General features: G+C 63.3%; 14 protein-coding genes. 9 read left to right on the top strand and 5 right to left on the bottom strand.

The window, feature by feature from the left end; genetic code table 11:
• Positions 1-102 precede the first annotated feature (102 nt).
• The gene (locus AC07FD_RS29620; RefSeq protein WP_478352726.1) at positions 103-1,551 is read left to right on the top strand and encodes an APC family permease; all 1,449 of its coding nucleotides are present in this window, start codon (positions 103-105) and stop codon (positions 1,549-1,551) included.
• Positions 1,552-1,631: 80 nt separating this feature from the next.
• Positions 1,632-3,119: an aldehyde dehydrogenase gene (locus AC07FD_RS29615; protein ID WP_478352725.1), complete on the top strand. Its 1,488-nt coding sequence runs from the start codon at positions 1,632-1,634 to the stop codon at positions 3,117-3,119.
• 86 nt (positions 3,120-3,205) lie between these two features.
• Here the strand turns inward: AC07FD_RS29615 and AC07FD_RS29610 are convergent, their stop codons facing one another.
• On the bottom strand, positions 3,206-3,358 hold the full coding sequence (locus AC07FD_RS29610; RefSeq protein ID WP_478352724.1) for a hypothetical protein: 153 nt from the start codon (positions 3,356-3,358) through the stop codon (positions 3,206-3,208).
• On the opposite strand from AC07FD_RS29610, the gene AC07FD_RS29605 reads away from it, so the two are divergent.
• Together AC07FD_RS29605 and AC07FD_RS29600 are read left to right on the top strand one after the other, a co-directional pair.
• Entirely contained in the window at positions 3,357-4,169 is an 813-nt protein-coding gene (locus tag AC07FD_RS29605) for a MetQ/NlpA family lipoprotein (RefSeq protein WP_478352723.1), read from the top strand. The two genes, AC07FD_RS29610 and AC07FD_RS29605, sit on opposite strands and share 2 nt — an antisense overlap.
• 125 nt (positions 4,170-4,294) lie before the next feature.
• The gene (locus AC07FD_RS29600) at positions 4,295-6,199 is read left to right on the top strand and encodes a BTAD domain-containing putative transcriptional regulator (RefSeq protein ID WP_478352722.1); all 1,905 of its coding nucleotides are present in this window, start codon (positions 4,295-4,297) and stop codon (positions 6,197-6,199) included.
• A gap of 82 nt (positions 6,200-6,281) precedes the next feature.
• Here the strand turns inward: AC07FD_RS29600 and AC07FD_RS29595 are convergent, their stop codons facing one another.
• The 4 genes from AC07FD_RS29595 to AC07FD_RS29580 form a co-directional block, all read right to left on the bottom strand.
• A complete protein-coding gene (locus tag AC07FD_RS29595) occupies positions 6,282-7,397 on the bottom strand; it encodes an aminomethyl transferase family protein (protein WP_478352721.1) in 1,116 nt (371 codons plus the stop codon).
• 68 nt (positions 7,398-7,465) lie between these two features.
• On the bottom strand, positions 7,466-8,242 hold the full coding sequence (locus AC07FD_RS29590; RefSeq protein ID WP_478352720.1) for an ABC transporter substrate-binding protein: 777 nt from the start codon (positions 8,240-8,242) through the stop codon (positions 7,466-7,468).
• A 116-nt stretch (positions 8,243-8,358) separates the two neighbouring features.
• Positions 8,359-10,101, bottom strand: a complete 1,743-nt coding sequence (locus tag AC07FD_RS29585; RefSeq protein WP_478352850.1) for a hydantoinase B/oxoprolinase family protein — start codon at positions 10,099-10,101, stop codon at positions 8,359-8,361.
• Between the two features lie 16 nt (positions 10,102-10,117).
• Complete coding sequence (locus AC07FD_RS29580; protein ID WP_478352719.1) at positions 10,118-12,202, bottom strand: hydantoinase/oxoprolinase family protein; 2,085 nt, start codon at positions 12,200-12,202, stop codon at positions 10,118-10,120.
• Positions 12,203-12,421: 219 nt separating this feature from the next.
• Between AC07FD_RS29580 and AC07FD_RS29575 the strand changes: the two genes are divergently transcribed.
• From AC07FD_RS29575 to AC07FD_RS29555, 5 genes are all read left to right on the top strand, one after another.
• The gene (locus tag AC07FD_RS29575; RefSeq protein WP_478352718.1) at positions 12,422-13,249 is read left to right on the top strand and encodes a ferredoxin--NADP reductase; all 828 of its coding nucleotides are present in this window, start codon (positions 12,422-12,424) and stop codon (positions 13,247-13,249) included.
• A 244-nt stretch (positions 13,250-13,493) separates the two neighbouring features.
• Positions 13,494-14,549, top strand: a complete 1,056-nt coding sequence (gene deoC, locus AC07FD_RS29570; protein ID WP_478352717.1) for a deoxyribose-phosphate aldolase — start codon at positions 13,494-13,496, stop codon at positions 14,547-14,549.
• Positions 14,550-14,614: 65 nt separating this feature from the next.
• Entirely contained in the window at positions 14,615-16,987 is a 2,373-nt protein-coding gene (locus tag AC07FD_RS29565; protein WP_478352716.1) for an aldehyde dehydrogenase family protein, read from the top strand.
• A 278-nt stretch (positions 16,988-17,265) separates the two neighbouring features.
• Entirely contained in the window at positions 17,266-17,997 is a 732-nt protein-coding gene (locus AC07FD_RS29560; protein WP_095084351.1) for an SDR family oxidoreductase, read from the top strand.
• Positions 17,998-18,022: 25 nt separating this feature from the next.
• Positions 18,023-18,868 (top strand): fumarylacetoacetate hydrolase family protein, encoded by an 846-nt coding sequence (locus tag AC07FD_RS29555; RefSeq protein WP_478352715.1) that lies wholly within the window; start codon positions 18,023-18,025, stop codon positions 18,866-18,868.
• The last annotated feature ends 125 nt before the right edge of the window (positions 18,869-18,993 follow it).

The raw sequence follows: 18,993 nt of genomic DNA, 5'->3' as shown, positions 1-18,993 counted from the left end.
CGGGTTTGTTTGCAAGTCTATATTCAAAATAAGGGTTCACATAATGAACCGATATCCAGAGCGCATGGGACAGGCCGATCGGCCGGTAAACAGGAGGGACCAATGTCAGCAGTTTCGGAGCAGGCGCCGGCCAACAGGCTGCGCAAGAACAGTCTTGGCGTCGGCGCCATCACTTTCATGGTGATCTCGGCGGCGGCGCCTCTTACGGCAGTGGCAGGCGGCACGCCACTCGGCATGCTGATGGGCAACGGCGCCGGCTTTGCCGGCACCTATCTCATCGTCACCATCCTGCTGCTGTTGTTTGCAGTCGGCTATGTGACGATGTCGCGTCACGTCGGCAATGCCGGCGCCTTCTACGCCTATGCGGCACGCGGGCTCGGCGGCCTGGCCGGCGGCGCCACGGCGCTGATCGCCATCCTGTCCTACAATGCCATGCAGATCGGCGTCATGGGCCTGCTCGGCGCCGCGACAGCCGGATTGTTTGCCGGCTGGGGCATCAACCTGCCTTGGTGGGTGTGGAGCTTCATCGCCATCGCGCTGGTCGCGGTGCTCGGCTACCGGCAGGTCGACCTGTCGGCCAAGATCCTGACGGTGCTGGTGCTGTGCGAATATCTGGTGGTGCTTGTCCTCGACATCGCCATCCTCAGGACCGGTGGCGATAGCGGGCTGTCGGCGGCACCGTTCAGCTGGAGCCAGATCACATCAGGTTCCCCGGCCATCGCCATCCTGTTCTGCTTTGCCGCCTTCATCGGTTTCGAGGCGACGACCATCTATGCCGAGGAGGCCCGCGACCCCGAAGTGACGGTTCCGCGCGCCACCTATTTCTCCGTGCTGCTGATCGGTGTCTTCTACATGGTCACGGCATGGCTGATGGCGGTCGGCGCCGGTGTCGACAAGCTGCTCCCGGCACTGCAGGGGCTGCAGGACCCGACGACCTTCCTGTTCGGCCTGTCCGACCGCTACGCCGGAACGATGCTGTCGCATGCGATGAGCATCTTGTTCGTGTCGAGTCTGTTTGCCGGCGTGCTGGCGTTCCACAATGCGGTTGCCCGCTACATCTACGTCTCTGGCCGCGAAAAGCTTCTGCCGCAGACGATCGGCGTGACGCATTCGGTGCACCAGAGTCCGCATGTCGCGTCGGTCATCCAGAGCGTGCTGGCGGCAATCGTCGTCGGGCTGTTCGCCGTGCTCGGCCTCGATCCGGTGCTGGCGCTGTTTTCGTGGCTGACCAATGTCGCAACGCTCGGCGTCATCGTCATGATGGCGGTGGCGTCGCTCGCCGTGGTGATGTTCTTCCGCGCCAATCCGGCCGCCCGGGAGAATGCGCTGAAGACCACCATCCTACCCGGGCTGACCTTCATCGCCTTCGTCGTCATCATCTACCTGATCGTCATCAATTTCGGCAGCCTGTCAGGCGCCGGCGGCTTCCTTGGCGTGTTCCTGCCGGGATTGGTGCTGATTGCCGCAATTGTCGGCTTACTGCTGGCAAGCGCGCTGAAGAGCCGCGATCCGGCCGCCTTCGAAAATCTCGGCCAGCCTTTGAAGGATTGAGCGGGGCGCAGGATCGAGGGAAGCAAGGGGCGGCGCGCCAAGCCGCCCCTCGTACTGCCAACTTCAGAAGTGAGAACACAATGATCAGCCAGGATGCCATCGACGCGCTGCGCAAGACGGAGATCGGGGCGCGGCGCCTGTTCATCGATGGCGCACAGATCGATGGCATGAGCGGCGCGAGCCTGCCGGTGACGTCGCCGATCGACGGCCGTCCCTTCGCCAGCATAGCCGACGGCAATGCCGCCGACATCGACCGTGCCGTCAAGTCGGCGCGCAAGGCCTTCGAGAAAGGTTCGTGGTCGCGCTCGGCACCCGCCTTCCGCAAGAAGGTGCTGACAAGACTCGCCGAGCTGGTCGAAAAGCATGCCGACGAACTGGCTGTGCTCGGCGTACGCGACAACGGCACCGAAATCGGCATGGCCTACAAGGCCGAACCGCTCTCGGCGGCAGGCACCATCCGTTACTATGCCGAGGCGATCGACAAGATCTATGGCGAGATCGCGCCGACGGCCAAGAACGTGCTCGGGCTGATCCACAAGGAGCCGCTCGGCGTCGTCGGCGTCATCGTGCCGTGGAACTTTCCGCTGATGATCGGCGCCTGGAAGATCGCGCCGGCGCTCGCCGCTGGCAATTGCGTGGTGGTCAAGCCGCCGGAGATCGCTTCGCTGACGCTGCTGCGGCTGGCCGAATTGGCAATCGAGGCCGGACTTCCCGCCGGTGTGCTTAACGTCGTCACCGGGCGCGGCGCGGTCACCGGTGAAGCGCTCGGCCTGCATATGGATGTCGACGCCATCGCCTTCACTGGGTCGGGGCCTGTCGGCCGGCGGCTGCTCGAATATTCCGCGCGTTCCAATTTGAAGCGGGTCTTCCTCGAACTCGGCGGCAAGTCGCCCAACATCGTCTTTGCCGACGCCCCGGACCTGAAGCAGGCGGCGGTCGTCTCGGCTAATGGCATCTTCCGCAATTCCGGCCAGGTCTGTGTCGCCGGCTCGCGCCTGCTCGTCCAGGCATCCGTCTATGACCGTTTCATGGACGAGCTGCTCTCGGCGACCACGCGGCTGAAGGTCGGCGATCCGCTCGATCTCTCAAGCGACGTCGGCGCGGTGTCGAGCTCCGAACAGCTGGCCAAGGATCTCGGTTTTGTCGACCGGGCGGCGGCCGAAGGCGCCCGGCTGATCATCGGCGGCGAACGGATACTTGCCGAGACCGGCGGCAGCTACATGGCGCCGACGATCTTCGAAAACGTGACGCAGGACATGCAGCTTGCCCGCGAGGAGGTGTTCGGTCCGGTGCTCGGCGTCATGCGCTTCGAGACCGAGGAGGAGGCTGTGCGCCTGGCCAACTCGACCGTCTATGGGCTGGCGTCGGCGGTGTGGACAGCCAACCTTTCCACCGCGCATCGCATGGTGCGCGCCATCAATGCCGGCGTCGTCCACGTCAACACCTATGGCGGCGCCGACATCACCGTGCCGCTCGGCGGCGTCAAGCAGTCCGGCTTCGGCCGCGACAAGTCGCTGCACGCACTGGACAAATATCTTGATCTGAAGACCGCCTGGATCGCTCTCTGAGACCAACAGCAGCGCCGGGTTGTCTTGGAACCTGGCTCCCGTCGGATCGACTGCAGTCCGCTGGTCGGTCAAGCGGCGTCTTGTGCTCACTCTCCTGAAATTTTTGAGAGAATATTCCCGGCTTTGACGAGAACGGCGAAACGCGTTCTGTGATAAAATCGATAGAATTTCTGATGATGTGACCAAGGCTCGGCAATCCGCCCGGCTGCCATGACTTCACAACCGCAGAGATCAATCATGACCGACTTCAAAAACACTTTGCCATCTTCCCTTTGGTCAGCCCTCAACCGGCGCAGTGGCCTTGCTCTGCTGTTCGCATGGGCTGTCGCCATCGGCAGCCTGATGGCGCCTCATGCGTCGTTCGCCGAGGACAAGAAGGCGATCAAGGTCGGCATCATCAGCGGTGAGGATGAGGATGTCTGGCGCGTCGTTGTCGCGCAGGCGGCCGAAAAGGGCCTCGCGATCGAGACGGTGGTGTTCAACGACTACACCCAGCCCAACGAAGCGCTCGAGCGCGGCGAGATCGACGCCAACGCCTTCCAGCACCAGCCCTATCTCGACAACCAGATCAAGACACAGGGCTACCATATCGTCCGCGTCGGCTATACCGGCGTCTGGCCGATCGGTCTCTACTCGAAGAAGTACACCAAAGTCGCCGACCTGCCCGAAGGCGCGGTCATCGGCGTGCCGAACGATCCGTCCAACGAAGGCCGGGCGCTGCGCGTGCTGCAGAACGAGGGCGTGATCAAGCTAAAGGACGGCACCGGCATTCTAGCCACCACCGCCGACATCGCCGAGAACGCCATGAAGGTGGTGATCAAGGAGCTCGACGCCGGCATCGTCGGCCGCTCGGTCGAGGATCTCGACGCCGCCGTCGTCAACACCGATTGGGCGCTGAAAAGCGGCCTGACGCCGGAAAACCGCATTGCGCAGGAGCCCATCGCCGACAATCCCTATCGCAACTTCATCGCGGTGAAGGTCGGCAATGAGAACGAGGCCTGGGTGAAGACGCTGGTGGCGTCCTATCAGAACGTCCCAAAACCTCGGTGACGATGGACATTGGAGTTTCCTCTCGGATGTTGTTAGTTGCGAGAGGCAACATCGAATGCGGGCGTGAGATGCCTGTGAAAAGCTCGTGAATATCGCGGAAAAGCAGAAATTCAGAGTATATCGCGATGAGCCCGGCGCGGCTCGATCTCCTGGGTGGTTTTCACCTGACGTCGCCGCAGGGGAAACCCTTGGAGGTGGCCGCCAAGAAGAATAGAGCACTTCTGGGCATTCTCGCCGTAACACCGAACCAGGAGGCGACGCGTCACAAGCTGGCTGCTCTTCTATGGAGCGATCGAGGTGAGGAGCAGGCAAGGGACAGTCTGCGACAGGCCCTGGCTGCTATCCGCAAGGATTTTGCCGGGTTGGGAGCGGATGCCTTGGCCCTGGTCGGGGATCGCGTCGCGCTCAATCCGAAATTCTTCACCATCGATGTGACTGAATTCGTCGCTGCATCCGCGAGCCGTGATGCGGCCGAGCTTCGGCGGGCAGCCACCCTCTATGCCGGCCCTTTTCTTGATGGGTTGAGCACGTTTGACAACGCTTTAGAGGATTGGCTTCGCGAAGTCCGTGCCGACCTGTCCTTGCGGGCAATCGATGTGTTCCAGCTTCTGGCAGAATCGGAGAGCGGCATCGAGCGCGTTGCAATTTGCGAACGGCTGGTCGCTCTTGATCCGCTACGGGAGCCGTCGCATGCCGCGCTGATGCGGGCGCATATCGCCTCGGGTCAGGCCGCGCTCGCCATCAAGCATTATGAGGCGTGCAAGCTGTTGCTGAAGCGCGAGCTGAACCTGGAGCCAGGTGACGCGCTTCGGCTATTGCGCAGGAGCATGGACGAGACGCCCAGACCGCAGACCGGTGGCGCATCAAGCCGCGGGCCAGTCGTTGCAGTTCTTGCATTCGAGAATAGGAGCAGCGACCCCAGCCAGGAATATTTCAGCGATGGGGTCACCGAGGACATCATCACCGAACTGGGGCGATTCGGTGAACTTCATCTCATAGCCCGCAATTCCTCCTTTGTGTTCAAGGGAAAGATTGTCGACGCCGTCACCATCGCGAACCGGTTGTCCGTCGACTACCTGCTTCGGGGTAGCATTCGCCGTGCCGGCGACAGGGTCAGGATCTCATCGCAACTCATAGAGGCCAGATCCGGCAATCAAATCTGGGCCGATCGATTCGATCGGGAGCTGACAAATATTTTTGAGCTCCAGGAGGAGATCGCCAGAAGTGTCGCTATCACCGTCGTCGGCACAATCCGAACTTCGGGTGTGGAGAAGATACGGCGCCTTCCGATCACCCAGCTCGATGCCTACGATCTGTATCTTCAGGCTCGCGTTCGGATGGTTCGCTATGACACCACTCTGGAAGCAGAGCCCTATCTCGCCAGGGCGATTGAGCTCGATCCGAATGTCGCTACCATCCATGCCATGATGGCGACTGTACTCACAAGCAAATGGCTGCTTGAGGGGGACGGGAACACGCTCAAGATCGCTTTTGCCCATGCTCGCCGCGCTCTAAAGCTTGGGCCGAAAGAGGCATGGAGCCATATTGCGGCGGGTCACACGCTGATCTTCATGGGACAGTTAGAGGAGGCGCTGCTGCATCTCGAGCAGGGTGTGAACCTTAATCCGAACGAAACTCGGGCGAGAGCAATACGGGGCTTGTGCTGGAGCTATCTCGGTCGGCATGAAGAAGCTTTGTCCGATCTGGACGTCTGTATCGCCCGTGATCCCCTAAACTACGATTGGTTCTGGGATCTACGCGGACAAGTTCTTCTGGTTCTCGGACGGTATCCTGAGGCGATAGCCTCCTACCGGAATCTCAATTCCTATGCATTTTGGGCCTATGCGTTTCTGGCGGTCTGTCATTTGAGAATGGGTGACGAGCAACTCGCCGCTCACGCAGCTAGACAGTGTCTGGCGGCAAGGCCCGGTGCGACTGTAAGCACCATCTTGATCGATCCGTATCGTAACCCAAAAATCCTGGAGAACCTTCGGAGAGACCTGCTTGCTGTCGGCATACCCGATGGATGAGTGTCGGCCTTCCGCAACGAATACCCGTTCATTCCCTTAACCCAAAAGGAAAGCCCAAAAGCGATTTCCGGAACTAGCTGCGCTAGCCCCTCAGCCTGACCCCCTCGGGGTCGAAGAACGGTATCGGCGCCACGACCGCGCGGGTCGGCTTGCCGTCGATGTCAATGCTGAGTTCGGTGCCGACAGCCGTGAACGGCAACCGCAGATGCGCGGTTGCCAGCACCTTGCCGAGGGAATAGCCGTGGTCGCTGTAGGTGACGATGCCGGCGTCCTCGCCATCGGCCAGCACCCTGGCGTCGGTCGCGGCCGGCCTGTCGCCGTCTAGGATCAACCCGACCCATTGCTCGTCGAGGCCCTTGTCGCGGACCTTGAGCAGCGCCCCGCGGCCGACGAAATCGCCCTTGTCGAACTTGATCCAGCGGTCGAGGCCGACATGGAATGGCGTGCGGGTTTCATCCATGTCGATGCCATGCGCCGGATAGGCCTTTTCCAATCCGAGCGTGAACATCGCCAACACGCCATAGGGTTTCAGGCCAAAGTCACGGCCGGCCATCATCAGCGCATCCCAGACCGAAGCCGCCTCATCGGCCGGTACGAACAGTTCGAAGCCGAGCTCGCCGGTCACCCCGGTGCGCGAGATCAGCACTTTCGTCTCACCAATGCGCCCTGAGGCGAACGACCAGCGCTTGAGCCCGTCCAGATCGGCATCCGCGATCAACGCCTTCAGCAGTTCACGCGAGCGCGGCCCCTGGATGGTCGGGAAGGCGATGGCCGCGGTGATGTCGGTGACATAGGCTTGGCGCCCTTGCGCATGATGCAAAAGCCACGGCAGCATCCTGAGGCGATTGACCGAGCCGGTCACCAGCATGAAATGATCGGGCGCCAGACGGAACACGGTGAGATCATCCATGATGCCACCATCCTCGCGGCAGACCGTGGAATAGCGGACCTGGCCGGGCTTCATCGCCGCGGCGTCATTGACGATGACATGGTTGACCAGCGCCTCGGCGTCCGGCCCCTTGATGTCCATCTTGCCCATGGTGCTGAGATCCTGCACGCCGACATTCTTGCGCGTGTTCAGGTGCTCGTCGGCGATGCCGGAATAGGTCTTGGCGGAGATGAAATCGCCACCGACCCGACCCATGGCCGCGCCCAGTCCGACGATGTTGCTGTAGAAGGGGGAGCGCCGCTCAGCCAAGAAAGTCTCCATTCTTCATGAAAAACGGCAGCGCCGGACAGCGCTGCCGACGTTCTTCGGTGCCAGGATTAATTCCCGTAGACGTCGAACGAGAAATATTTGTCGTTGATTTCCTTGTATTTTCCGTTGGCGCGCAGCGCGTCGATGGCGGCATTGAACTTGTCGGCCAGCTCCTTGTTGCCCTTCTGCAGCGCGATGCCGACGCCGGGTCCGTGAATGGCCGGATCGGCTGTCAAGGTGCCAAGCAGCTTGCAGCAGGCACCGTCTGGTTTCTTCAGCCATTCGGTCAGGATGATCGAGCCGTCCATCATCGCGTCGAGGCGGCCATTGGCCATGTCGGTGCGGGCGTCATCACCGGTCGGATAGGCCTTGACGGTCGAGCCTGAGTATTTCTGCTCGGCGAATTTCTGGTGGATGGTCGCGGTCTGCACGCCGAGCGCCTTGCCTTTCAGGTCCTCGGGCGAGGTGCCAGCGATGGGCGAATCCTTCGGCACCGCGATGGCCGGCGGCGTCTGGTAGTATTTGTGGGTGAACTCGACCTTCTCGGCCCGCTCCGGCGTGATGGTGATGTTGATGATCGCATCGAACTTGCCGGCCTGGAGAGCCGGTATGGAGCCATCGAAGTCCTGCACGGTGAACTCGCACTCGGCCTTCATCTCAGCACACAGCGCCTTGCCGAGATCGATGTCGAAGCCGCCCAGCGTACCGTCGGCACTGGCGTAGTTGAAGGGCGGATAGGCGCCCTCGGTGCCGATCCTGAGTTTCTTGTCCTGGGCGGAAGCAGCCCCCGTGGTGAGAACCAGGGCGACCGAGGCGGCAAGCACGAAACGACCGAAAAGACGCATGTCCGGGATCTCCGTTGACTGGAGAAGTCTACGGTCTTTCGTGACCCCGGCGGAGACGGAAACGACATGTGCTGCGGCGATCACGGCGCGGCGGGCGATCCACGCTGCAGGCAGTGTTAGCCGGCGCGCTGCCTGTCCGTCGCCGTCCGGTCGACGGCGAAGTCGCCCGCCGACAGGACAACGCCGAATTTTTCACTGGCTTGCGCTGACGTGTAGTATCCCAGCGCCACATCGCGCAGCACCAGGTCGGCATCGCGCTGAAGCGGATCGCCGTAGCCGCCGCCGCCCGGCGTTCCGACGCGTACGCGGTCGCCAGCCTTCAGCGCGATGTCCTGCTCCTTGGACAGATGCGGCGGCACGTGCTCCTCACCATTGCGGAAGACAGTCACCGTGTTGACCGCGCCATCCTTGCCGCCGAGCGCGCCTTGCGGGCCGAAACGGCCATGGTCCATGACGAAGGAGGCGCGGGCATCGCCGCGCAGGATTTCGACCTCATAGGCGAGGCCGAAGCCGCCGCGCTGCTTGCCGGCGCCGCCCGAACCCTCACGCAAGGCGTAGTGGCGGTAGAGCACCGGAAAGGCCTGCTCCATGATCTCGACCGGCGGCGACTTGGAGATGCCGATGGTCGAGCAGCCATTGGTTAGGCCGTCATGGCTGGAATTGCCGCCATAGCCGCCGCCGGAGATCTGGTACATGACGTAGTCGCGGCCGCGCGCCGGATCGTTGCCGCCGAGCGCGAAATTGCCGCTGGAGCCGGCCGGTGCCGCCGTCACCTTGTCCGGCAGCGCCTGGACCATCGCCGCGAACACCGCCTCGGCGATGCGCTGCGAGACCTCGGCGGCGCAGCCTGAAACCGGGCGCGGATATTTGGCGTCGAGGAAGGTGCCTTCCGGCCGCTTGACCTCAAGCGGCTCGAAAGCGCCAGCGTTAATCGGCACATCCGGGAAAATGTGGCGCATGGCGAGATAGACCGAGGACAAGGTCGTCGCCAGCACGCTGTTCATCGGTCCGGCGCAGGGCTTTGACGAGCCGGCAAAATCGAAGGTCAGCGTGTCGCCCTGTTTCTGGACGGCCAGCGCGATGGTCAGCGGCTCGTTGACCACCCCGTCGGAATCGACAAAGGCCTTCGAATGGTAGGTGCCATTGGGGATGGCGGATATGTTGGCACGCATCTGTTCGGCGGCCCGCCGACGCAGTTCGGCGATCGCCTCGACAACGGTTTCGTCTCCGTAACGATCGAGGATTCCGTTAAGCCGATCCTGGCCGATGAGCAGTGCCGCAGCCTGGGCGCGGATGTCGCCGATGCGCTGGTCGGCGACGCGGATGTTGGAGCAGATGATGGCGTAGATTTCGGGGTCGAGTACGCCCTTCTTGAACAGCTTGACCGGTGGCAGCCGCAGGCCTTCCTGTTCGACCGCGGTCGCAGAAGCCGAGAAGCCGCCCGGCACCGAGCCGCCAATGTCAGGCCAGTGGCCGGTGTTGGACAGCCAGCAGAAGATCTTGCCGTCCCGGTAGACCGGCATGGCGAAGCGCACATCCATCAGATGGGTGCCGCCGAGATAGGGATCGTTGACGATGTAGATGTCGCCGGGCTCCGGCGGCAGGCAGCGGCCGTCGGCGATCATCTCGATCACCGTTTTGGTCGAATATTGCATGACGCCGACGAACACCGGCAGGCCCTGCGACCCCTGCGCGATCAGCGAGCCGTCGACGGCCGAATAGATGCCGTCGGAGCGGTCGTTGGCCTCGGCGATGACCGGCGAGAAGGCGGCGCGGGAGAAGGTCAGGTCCATCTCGTCGCAGACCTGCTGCAAGGCCGCCTGGAGAACCGAAAGGGTGATGGCGTCGAGCTTTGCCATACCAATGTCAGGCATCTCAGGCCTCGCCAATGTCGATGATGATGTTGCCGTCGGCGTCCGAACGCGCGCGGTCGCCGGGTTCGAGCACGGTAGTCGCATCCATCTGTTCGAGGATCGCCGGACCTTCGATGACCGCGTCGAGCGGCAGCTTTTCGCGTGCGTATACCGGCGTGTCGTGCCAGCGCCCGCCATACCAGACCGGCCGGATCTCGCGCCGTGCCTCGTCGAGCGTTTTTCCGCGCCCAGCCGGGTCGATCAAGCGCGACAGGTCGATCGCCGGCCGCACACCCGTCACCGAGGTGTTGAGGTTGACGAGGTTGGCGCGGATTTCCGGCAGCTCGACCTTGAAGCGGGCGAAATAGGCCTTTTCGAACAGTGTTTGCAGCTCGTGCCGGGTCACCGAGGAGGATGGCAATGGCACGTTGATGATGTGGGTCTGGCCGACGAACTGCATGTCGGCGGAGTGAGTGACGCGGATCGTCTCGGGCTTCACCGCTTCCTTGCCGATGAGCTCCTCGCCTTCGTTTCGGTGCCGTTCCAATACAGCGTGAAGCTGGGTCTCGTCGAGCACCGCCACCGGCTGGTTGACGGTGTTGACGAAGTCGTGGCGCAGATCGGCGACGACGCAGCCGAGCGCGTTGGTGATACCTGGCCGCGCCGGCACTAGCACCTTGGGCAGGCCGAGTTCGCGCGCCAGGGCGGTTGCGTGCAGCGGCCCGGCGCCGCCGAAGGCGAACAGTGCGAAATCGCGCGGATCATGGCCGCGCGACACCGAAACCATGCGGATGGCGCCGGCCATCTTCATGTTGCCGAGCCGCAGCACCGCGCCCGCCGCCTCGACGCCGGACAGGCCGGTCGCCTTGCCGATCTTCTCCTCGAAGATACCGGTGACGCGCTCGACGGTGACCGGGTTTTCGACCGCCAGCAGCTTTTTCGGCGCCAGCCGGCCGAGCACCAGGTTGGCGTCGGTGATGGTCGGCTCGAGGCCGCCGCGTCCGTAGCAGATCGGGCCGGGATTGGCGCCGGCGCTTTCCGGACCGATCTGGATCAGGCCGGCGGCGTCGACGCGGGCGATCGAGCCGCCGCCGGCGCCGACCGTGTGCACCGCCACCATCGGCACGTGGATTGGCATGGCATATTCGATGTCGATCTCGTTCGAGACAGCCGGCTCGGCATTGCGGATCAGCGCCACGTCGGTCGAGGTGCCGCCCATGTCGTAGGTGACGAGGTTTTCGTAGCCGGCGCGCTTTCCCGTGTAGGCGGCGGCGATGACGCCCGAGGCCGGACCGGACATCACCGTCTTGGCCGACTCACGTGTGACGAAACGGGCCGAGATCATGCCGCCATTGCCGTTCATGATCAGGAAGTCGCGGGCATAGCCTTTCGAGCCCAACTCCTTGCGCAGCCGCTCGACATAGCGCTCGAGGATCGGCTGCACCGAGGCGTTGACCGAAGCGGTGACGCCGCGCTCGAATTCGCGCGCTTCCGACAGCAGCGCGTGGCCCGACGTGATGTAGCCGTTCGGCCAGAGTTCGGCGGCAATCTCGGCGGCGCGGCGCTCATGAGCCGGGTTGGCGTAGGAATGCAGGAAGTGGATGACGAGGGATTCGCAACCGGCGTCGATCAGCGCCCTCACGGCGTTGCGCATTTCGGCTTCATCGAGCGGCGTGCGCACCGTGCCCGACGCCTCGACGCGCTCCGAGACTTCGAGCCTCAGATTGCGCGGGATGATCGGCACGAAACTGCCGGTCATGCCATAGGCCTGCGGCCGCGTGCGCCGGCCAAGCTCGATCACGTCGCGAAAGCCGCGCGTGGTGATCATGCCGGTTTTCGCCAGCCGGCGTTCGAGCACCGCATTGGTGGTGGTGGTCGTGCCATGCACGATGAGGTCGATGCCATCGATCGGAAATCCGGTGGCGCCGAGCGCCGAAACGACGCCGAACGCCTGGTTGTCGACCGTGGTCGGGGTCTTGGCGATATGCACCCGGCCACCGTCGCGTCCGTCGATCAGAAGCAGGTCGGTAAAGGTCCCGCCGACATCGATACCGGCGACGACGCTGCCCAGGGAATCCGGCGGCTGCACCGAAAAATTCTCTTTCATTGTCGAAACCCGAAATGCGCGGACTACGGATATGTCACAGTTTGGAAAGGTGTTTCGCGGCGGTATCTTGACGCAAATATCGTTTGTATACTAATAAATTCCGGACACAAGAGCTTACTGCTTCGGAGTGTGCAGGCAGCACGCCGGAACCTGAACGGTTCGGGCGCGCAGGTGAAGGTTTGGTGCCCGCGTTTGCAGTTGGGCAGAAGGTTGGATTTGATGAACACCACATCCGCATTCAATACCGCCGGCGCCCGCCCGCTGCAGTTTCCGATTCCGGCCAATGTCTATGCCGAGACCGTCGTCTCGGTGAAGCACTATACGGACCGGCTGTTCTCGTTCCGCATCACCCGGCCGCAGTCGCTGCGCTTCCGTTCCGGCGAGTTCGTCATGATCGGCCTGCCCAATGCCGAGAAGCCGGTGTTCCGCGCCTATTCGGTGGCGAGCCCCGCCTGGGACGACGAGCTGGAATTCTTCTCGATCAAGGTGCCGGACGGCCCGCTGACCTCGGAACTACAGAAGATCCAGGTCGGCGACACCGTCATCATGCGCCAGAAGTCGACCGGCACGCTGGTCGTCGACGCGCTGACGCCCGCAAAACGCCTGTTCATGATCTCGACCGGCACCGGCATCGCACCCTTCGCCAGCCTGCTGCGCGACCCCGACACCTATGAGAAGTTCGAGCAGGTCGTCCTGACTCACACCTGCCGCGACACTGCCGAGCTCATCTATGGCCAGGAGCTGGTCGCCGGGCTCGAAAGCGATCCGCTGATCGGCGAGCTGACCGGTGGCCGTGTCACCCTCTACAATTCGACGACCCGCGAAGACTCGGCGCGCATGGGCCGCGTCACCGCGCTGATCGGATCCGGCAAGTTCTATGCCGATCTCGGCATCGACAAGCTCAATCCGGAAACCGACCGCATCATGATCTGCGGTTCGATGCACATGCTGAAGGACGTCAAGGAGCTGGCCGAAAGCCTCGGCTTCGAGGAGGGCTCGCTGCATCATCCGGCGAGTTTTGTCGTCGAACGCGCATTCGTCGGCTGAGCCGACCAACACACTCAGAAATCAAGTTTTGACCTTTCGGTCAAAAAACTAGCTGCTTTCGCGGCCTTTTTAAGCTATGAGCGCAAAAGCGCGTCGCCTTACGCGACGCGCTTTTTGTTTTTTGTCGATGCATGCCGTTGTCCCAAAACCGCTGCGCACTTTTGGGCGGCATGCATTAAGGGACTCGTGAAGCGTCAATTCACGGGCTATCTTCGGCGCAAGTCGCTGAATGAAAGGGCAGGAGATGAGCAGCACAATCCGCGAAGCCGAGCTTGGTGCCGGCGCGTCGAAGGTGACGCCACTGCCGGCGCGCGCCGCCGCCAATACCCCCGTTCCGCTGGACCATCGCATCGCGCGCAACCCCGGCATGAAGCTCGACCTCGGCTTCATGGAGTCGGTGCGCAGCGTCAACCGCTCGGCGCTCGAACGCCGCGTCGCGAGCCTGACCAAGCGGCGCTCTATCAAGGCCGACAATCAGGCGGCCTGGCTGCTGCGCGCCGTCGCCTGCATGGACCTGACGACGCTGAATTCCAACGACACCGAAGAGCGCGTGCGCCGGCTGTGCGCCAAGGCGATCAATCCGTTCCGCCGCGATATCGTCGAGGGTCTCGGTATTGCGGGCGAGGTCATTCGCCCGGCCGCCGTTTGCGTCTACCATCCCTTCGTCGCGACCGCGGTCGATGCCGTGCGCGGCACCGGCATTCGCGTCGCCGCCGTTTCCACCGCCTTCCCGCACGGCCTTGCCCCACTTTCCACCCGCCTGCAGGAAATCGAGGCCTCGGTGAAGGACGGCGCCGACGAGATCGACGTTGTCATTCCACGCGGGTTGGTGTTCGGCGCCAAGTGGCGGGAGCTCTACAACGAGATCGTCTCGATGCGCGCCGCCTGTGGGGATGCGCATCTGAAGGTCATCCTCGGTACCGGCGACCTCGCCACGCTGCGCAACGTCATGCTGGCCTCGATGGTGGCGATGATGGCCGGCGCCGACTTCATCAAGACCTCGACCGGCAAGGAAAGCGTCAACGCAACGCTGCCGGTCGGCCTCGCCATGGTGCGCGCCATCCGCGCCTATTTCGAGGAGACCGGGTATCTCATCGGCTTCAAGCCGGCCGGCGGCATCTCCACGGCAAAAGCCTCGCTCGACTGGCTGGTGCTGATGAAGGAAGAACTCGGCCGGCCATGGCTGGAGCCCGAGCTGTTCCGCTTCGGCGCCTCGAGCCTTTTGACCGACATCGAGCGCCAACTCGAACACCATCTGACCGGGCACTATTCGGCCAATCATCGCCACGCGATGGCTTGAGCGCCCCACCGCGATCAGCCTAGCCGATCGACCCTCCCCACGAGGAGAGGTGAAGGAGGAACCCCATGAATATTCTCGACCGCTATCACGCCATGGAGTACGGCCCAGCGCCGGAAGCCCGCAACGAGGCCGACGCCTGGCTTGCGGCGCGCGACTTCGGCAAGGCGCTGTTCATCGGCGGCGACTGGAAGGCCGCTTCCGGCGGCAAGACCTTCGAGACCAGCGAGCCCTCCTCCGGCAAGCTGCTGGCCAAAGTGTCGGACGCCAATGCCGCCGATATCGACGCGGCGGTTTCGGCCGCGGCCAAGGCGCTGCCGAAATGGTCGGCGTCTTCAGGCTATATCAGGGCGAAAGTGCTCTATGCCATCGGCCGCGCCATGCAGCGCCACCAGCGCCTGTTCGCGGTGCTGGAATCGATCGACAACGGCAAGCCGATCCGCGAAAGCCGCGATATCGACGTGCCGCTGGCCATCCGCCATTTCATCCACCATGCCGGCTGGGCGCAGGCCCTGGACAGGGATTTCCCCGGCCACAAGAGTGTCGGCGTCGTCGGCCAGATCATCCCGTGGAATTTTCCGCTGCTGATGCTGGCCTGGAAGATCGCGCCGGCGCTCGCCGCCGGCTGCACCGTGGTTCTGAAACCGGCCGAATTCACGCCTCTGACCGCCATCCTGTTCGCCGAGATCTGCGAACGTGCTGGTGTGCCGAAAGGCGTCGTCAACATCGTCCAGGGTGGCCCGGAGGCAGGTGCGGCCATCGTCAACCATCCCGGCATCCAGAAGATCGCCTTCACTGGTTCGTCGGAAGTCGGCAAGATCATCCGGAAAGCCACGGCGGGGTCAGGGAAGAAACTGTCGCTGGAACTCGGCGGCAAGTCGGCCTTCATCGTCTTCGAGGATGCCGATCTCGACAGCGCCGTCGAAGGGCTGGTCGATGGCATCTGGTTCAACCAGGGCCAGGTCTGCTGCGCCGGTTCCCGGCTGCTGGTGCAGGAAGGCATTGCCGATGCCTTGATAGCCAAGGTCAAGACACGCATGAGCCGGCTGCGCGTCGGCAGCCCGCTCGACAAGAACACCGATATCGGCCCGCTGGTCGACTTGACACAGCTCGACCGCGTCAAGGGTCTGGTTGCCGAAGGCGCCAAACAGGGCGCCGTGTGCTGGCAGCCGGACGCAGCACTGCCTGCCTCCGGCTATTACCATCTGCCGACGCTCGCCACTGGTGTTTCGCCGGCTAATATCCTGGCGCAAGAGGAAGTGTTCGGACCGGTGCTGGCGACGATGACCTTCCGCAACACGGAGGAAGCGATAGAGCTTGCCAACAACACGCGCTATGGGTTGGCCGCCTCGGTGTGGAGCGAGAACGACAACCTCGCCTTGCATGTCGCGCCGCAGTTGAAAGCCGGCGTCGTCTGGGTCAACGGCACCAACATGTTCGACGCCGCCTGCGGCTTTGGCGGCTACCGCGAGAGCGGTTTCGGCCGCGAGGGCGGGCGCGAAGGCATGTTCGAATACCTGGCAGCCAAATTGCCGCTTGGTCCGGTGATCAAGCCGGCGGCAGTCTCTGCGCAACCTGCCGAGCAATCCGACGGCGATACGATCGACCGCACGGCAAAGCTGTTCATCGGCGGCAAGCAGGTGCGGCCGGACGGCAACTATTCGCTGGCTGTCGCCACCGCCAAGGGCAAGCTCGCCGGCGAGGTCGGTCTCGGCAGCCGGAAAGATATCCGCGATGCCGTTTCGGCCGCCCGGGCCTGCAAAGCCTGGCCGGAGGCGACGGCGTACAACCGCTCGCAGGTGCTTTACTATCTGGCCGAAAATCTTTCCGGCCGGGCTGGCGAGTTTGCCGCCCGCCTCACCGAGTTGACCGGCGCTACGCCCAAGGCAGCGCGCGACGAGGTCGACCAGTCGATCGAACGGCTGTTCCTCTATGCAGGCCTTGCCGACAAGTTCGAGGGCCGCGTTCACCAGCCGCCGGCACGTGCCGTGACACTGGCGCTGCACGAACCGGTCGGCGTCGTCGGCATCGTCGCCCCCGACGCGTCACCGCTGCTTGGCCTGATCTCGCTCGTCGCACCGGCGCTCGCCATGGGCAACACCGTGGTCGCGGTGCCGTCCGAGCGGTACCCATTGCTCGCCACCGACCTCTATCAGGTCATCGAATATTCCGACGTTCCAGCCGGCGCCATCAACATCGTCACCGGCCGCACGGCCGAACTTGCCGCTGTGCTGGCCAAGCATGACGATGTCGACGGGCTCTGGGTGTTTGCCGATGCCGACACCTGCGCCAACGCGGAGGCCGAGTCGATCGGCAACCTCAAGCGCGTCTGGAGCGGCAATGGCCGCGGCCTCGACTGGACGGCCGACGAGGCGGCCGGCGATGCCTTCCTGCGCCGCGCCGTGGAGGTCAAGAACGTCTGGGTGCTTTACGGCGACTGATGCATGTCGCCCAAAAAGCGTCAGCAGGTTTTGGGACACGACATGGATGAAGACAGGGAACCAAAGCGCGTCGTGTGCTTTGGGCAGTTTCGACGCCGCTGCCGCTATGGTGATCGTGTTCGGACTTGACGCCCGGATGCATGTTCTTTAACGAGAAAAAACATCTTTATCTGTGGGCTGACAGGCGCGCAGGCCGCATGATGGCGTCCGACTGGCCCATGACGCCGTGGCCGACCACCGGTAGACCCGGACGATCCCAAGCGGACGAGGAGAAGAGCATGGCGGATCTGGCAGGCAAGGTCGTTGTCGTCACGGCGGCGGCGCAAGGCATCGGCAAGGCGAGCGCGCTGGCCTTCGCCAAGGCGGGTGCCGTCGTCTACGCCACCGACATCAACGAGGCGCTGCTGGCAGAGCTCGCCAAGACCTCCGACATCAAGACCCGCAAGCTCGATGTGCTCAACGACGATGCCGTCAACGCCGCCTTCGCCGAGATCGGCAAGGTCGACGTGCTGTTCAATTGTGCCGGCTTCGTCCATTCCGGCTCGATCCTCGAGATGAAGGACGCCGATCTCGATTTCGCCTTCAACCTCAACGTCCGCGCCATGATACGCACCATCAAAGCGGTGCTGCCCGGCATGCTGGAGCGCGGCGACGGATCGATCATCAACATGTCGTCGGTTGCCGGCGCCGGTAAGGGCGTGCCGAACCGCTTCGCCTATGGCGTCACCAAGGCCGCGGTCATCGGCCTGACCAAGGCAGTCGCCGCCGACTATGTCGCCAAGGGCATTCGCTGCAATGCCATTTGCCCCGGCACGGTCGAGAGCCCGTCGCTGCAGGACCGTATGCATGCGCAGGGCGACTACGAAGCAGCCCGCGCCGCCTTCATCGCCCGCCAGCCGATGGGCCGGCTCGGCACGCCGGAGGAAATCGCCGATCTCGCCGTCTATCTGGCCGGCGCCACCTATACGTCCGGACAGGCCTATAATATCGACGGCGGCTGGTCGATCTGAACCAAACCGACTGAGGAGACCTACCATGAAGCTGCTGCGCTATGGCGAGGCAGGGAGCGAACGCCCCGGCCTGCTCGATGCGGATGGAACGATCCGTGATCTCACCGGCCATGTCGCCGACATCGGCGGCAAGGCACTCGATCCGGCATCGCTGGCGACGCTGGCCAAGCTCGATCCCAAGTCGCTGCCAGCGGTTTCCGGCAAGCCCCGCATCGGCGCCTGCGTTGCTGGCACCGGCAAGTTCATCTGCATCGGCCTCAACTATTCCGACCACGCCGCCGAGACCGGCGCCACCGTGCCGCCGGAGCCAATCATCTTCATGAAGGCAAGCTCGGCCATCGTCGGGCCGGACGACGACGTGCTGATCCCGCGCGGCTCGGTAAAGACCGACTGGGAAGTCGAACTGGCCGTGGTCATCGGCAAGACCGCCAAATACGTCAGCGAAGCCGACGCGCTCGACTATGTCGCCGGCTATTGCGTCGCCCACGATGTCTCCGAACGCGCCTTCCAGGCCGAGCGGCAGGGCCAGTGGACCAAGGGCAAGTCCTGCGACACCTTCGGCCCGATCGGCCCCTGGCTGGTGACCAAGGACGAGGTCGCCGACCCGCAGAACATCAAAATGTGGCTGACCGTCAACGGCAAGACGATGCAGAACGGCTCGACCAAGACCATGGTCTATGGCGTGGCATACCTTGTTTCCTACCTCAGCCAGTTCATGTCGCTGCATCCCGGCGACATCATCTCGACCGGCACACCGCCCGGCGTCGGGCTGGGCATGAAGCCGCCGGTGTTCCTGAAGGCCGGCGATGTTGTCGAGCTCGGCATCGAGGGCCTTGGCCAGCAGAAGCAGACGTTCAAGGCTGACGTGTAGGACCGCCTTACCTTCTCCCCCTGTGGGGGAAGGTGGCCGCGAAGCGGCCGGATGAGCAACTGTGTTTTAAGTTGTGGCTTGGTTCCAAGGTTGATTGTTTCGAAGCATGGCGCTGAGGATGGTGA

This window comes from Mesorhizobium waitakense (assembly GCF_056431085.1).
The sequence above is the reverse complement of the archived record's forward strand: the minus strand, read 5'-3'. Positions and strand labels throughout refer to the sequence as shown.

What these genes read in the sequence shown, in the direction of transcription:
- AC07FD_RS29585 (WP_478352850.1), bottom strand. Translation starts at nt 10,101, where the DNA reads ATGGCAAAGCTCGACGCCATCACCCTTTCGGTTCTCCAGGCGGCCTTG.
- AC07FD_RS29615 (WP_478352725.1), top strand. Translation starts at nt 1,632, where the DNA reads ATGATCAGCCAGGATGCCATCGACGCGCTGCGCAAGACGGAGATCGGG.
- deoC (WP_478352717.1), top strand. Translation starts at nt 13,494, where the DNA reads ATGAGCAGCACAATCCGCGAAGCCGAGCTTGGTGCCGGCGCGTCGAAG.
- AC07FD_RS29565 (WP_478352716.1), top strand. Translation starts at nt 14,615, where the DNA reads ATGAATATTCTCGACCGCTATCACGCCATGGAGTACGGCCCAGCGCCG.
- AC07FD_RS29620 (WP_478352726.1), top strand. Translation starts at nt 103, where the DNA reads ATGTCAGCAGTTTCGGAGCAGGCGCCGGCCAACAGGCTGCGCAAGAAC.
- AC07FD_RS29555 (WP_478352715.1), top strand. Translation starts at nt 18,023, where the DNA reads ATGAAGCTGCTGCGCTATGGCGAGGCAGGGAGCGAACGCCCCGGCCTG.
- AC07FD_RS29610 (WP_478352724.1), bottom strand. Translation starts at nt 3,358, where the DNA reads ATGATTGATCTCTGCGGTTGTGAAGTCATGGCAGCCGGGCGGATTGCC.
- AC07FD_RS29605 (WP_478352723.1), top strand. Translation starts at nt 3,357, where the DNA reads ATGACCGACTTCAAAAACACTTTGCCATCTTCCCTTTGGTCAGCCCTC.
- AC07FD_RS29560 (WP_095084351.1), top strand. Translation starts at nt 17,266, where the DNA reads ATGGCGGATCTGGCAGGCAAGGTCGTTGTCGTCACGGCGGCGGCGCAA.
- AC07FD_RS29600 (WP_478352722.1), top strand. Translation starts at nt 4,295, where the DNA reads ATGAGCCCGGCGCGGCTCGATCTCCTGGGTGGTTTTCACCTGACGTCG.
- AC07FD_RS29590 (WP_478352720.1), bottom strand. Translation starts at nt 8,242, where the DNA reads ATGCGTCTTTTCGGTCGTTTCGTGCTTGCCGCCTCGGTCGCCCTGGTT.
- AC07FD_RS29580 (WP_478352719.1), bottom strand. Translation starts at nt 12,202, where the DNA reads ATGAAAGAGAATTTTTCGGTGCAGCCGCCGGATTCCCTGGGCAGCGTC.
- AC07FD_RS29575 (WP_478352718.1), top strand. Translation starts at nt 12,422, where the DNA reads ATGAACACCACATCCGCATTCAATACCGCCGGCGCCCGCCCGCTGCAG.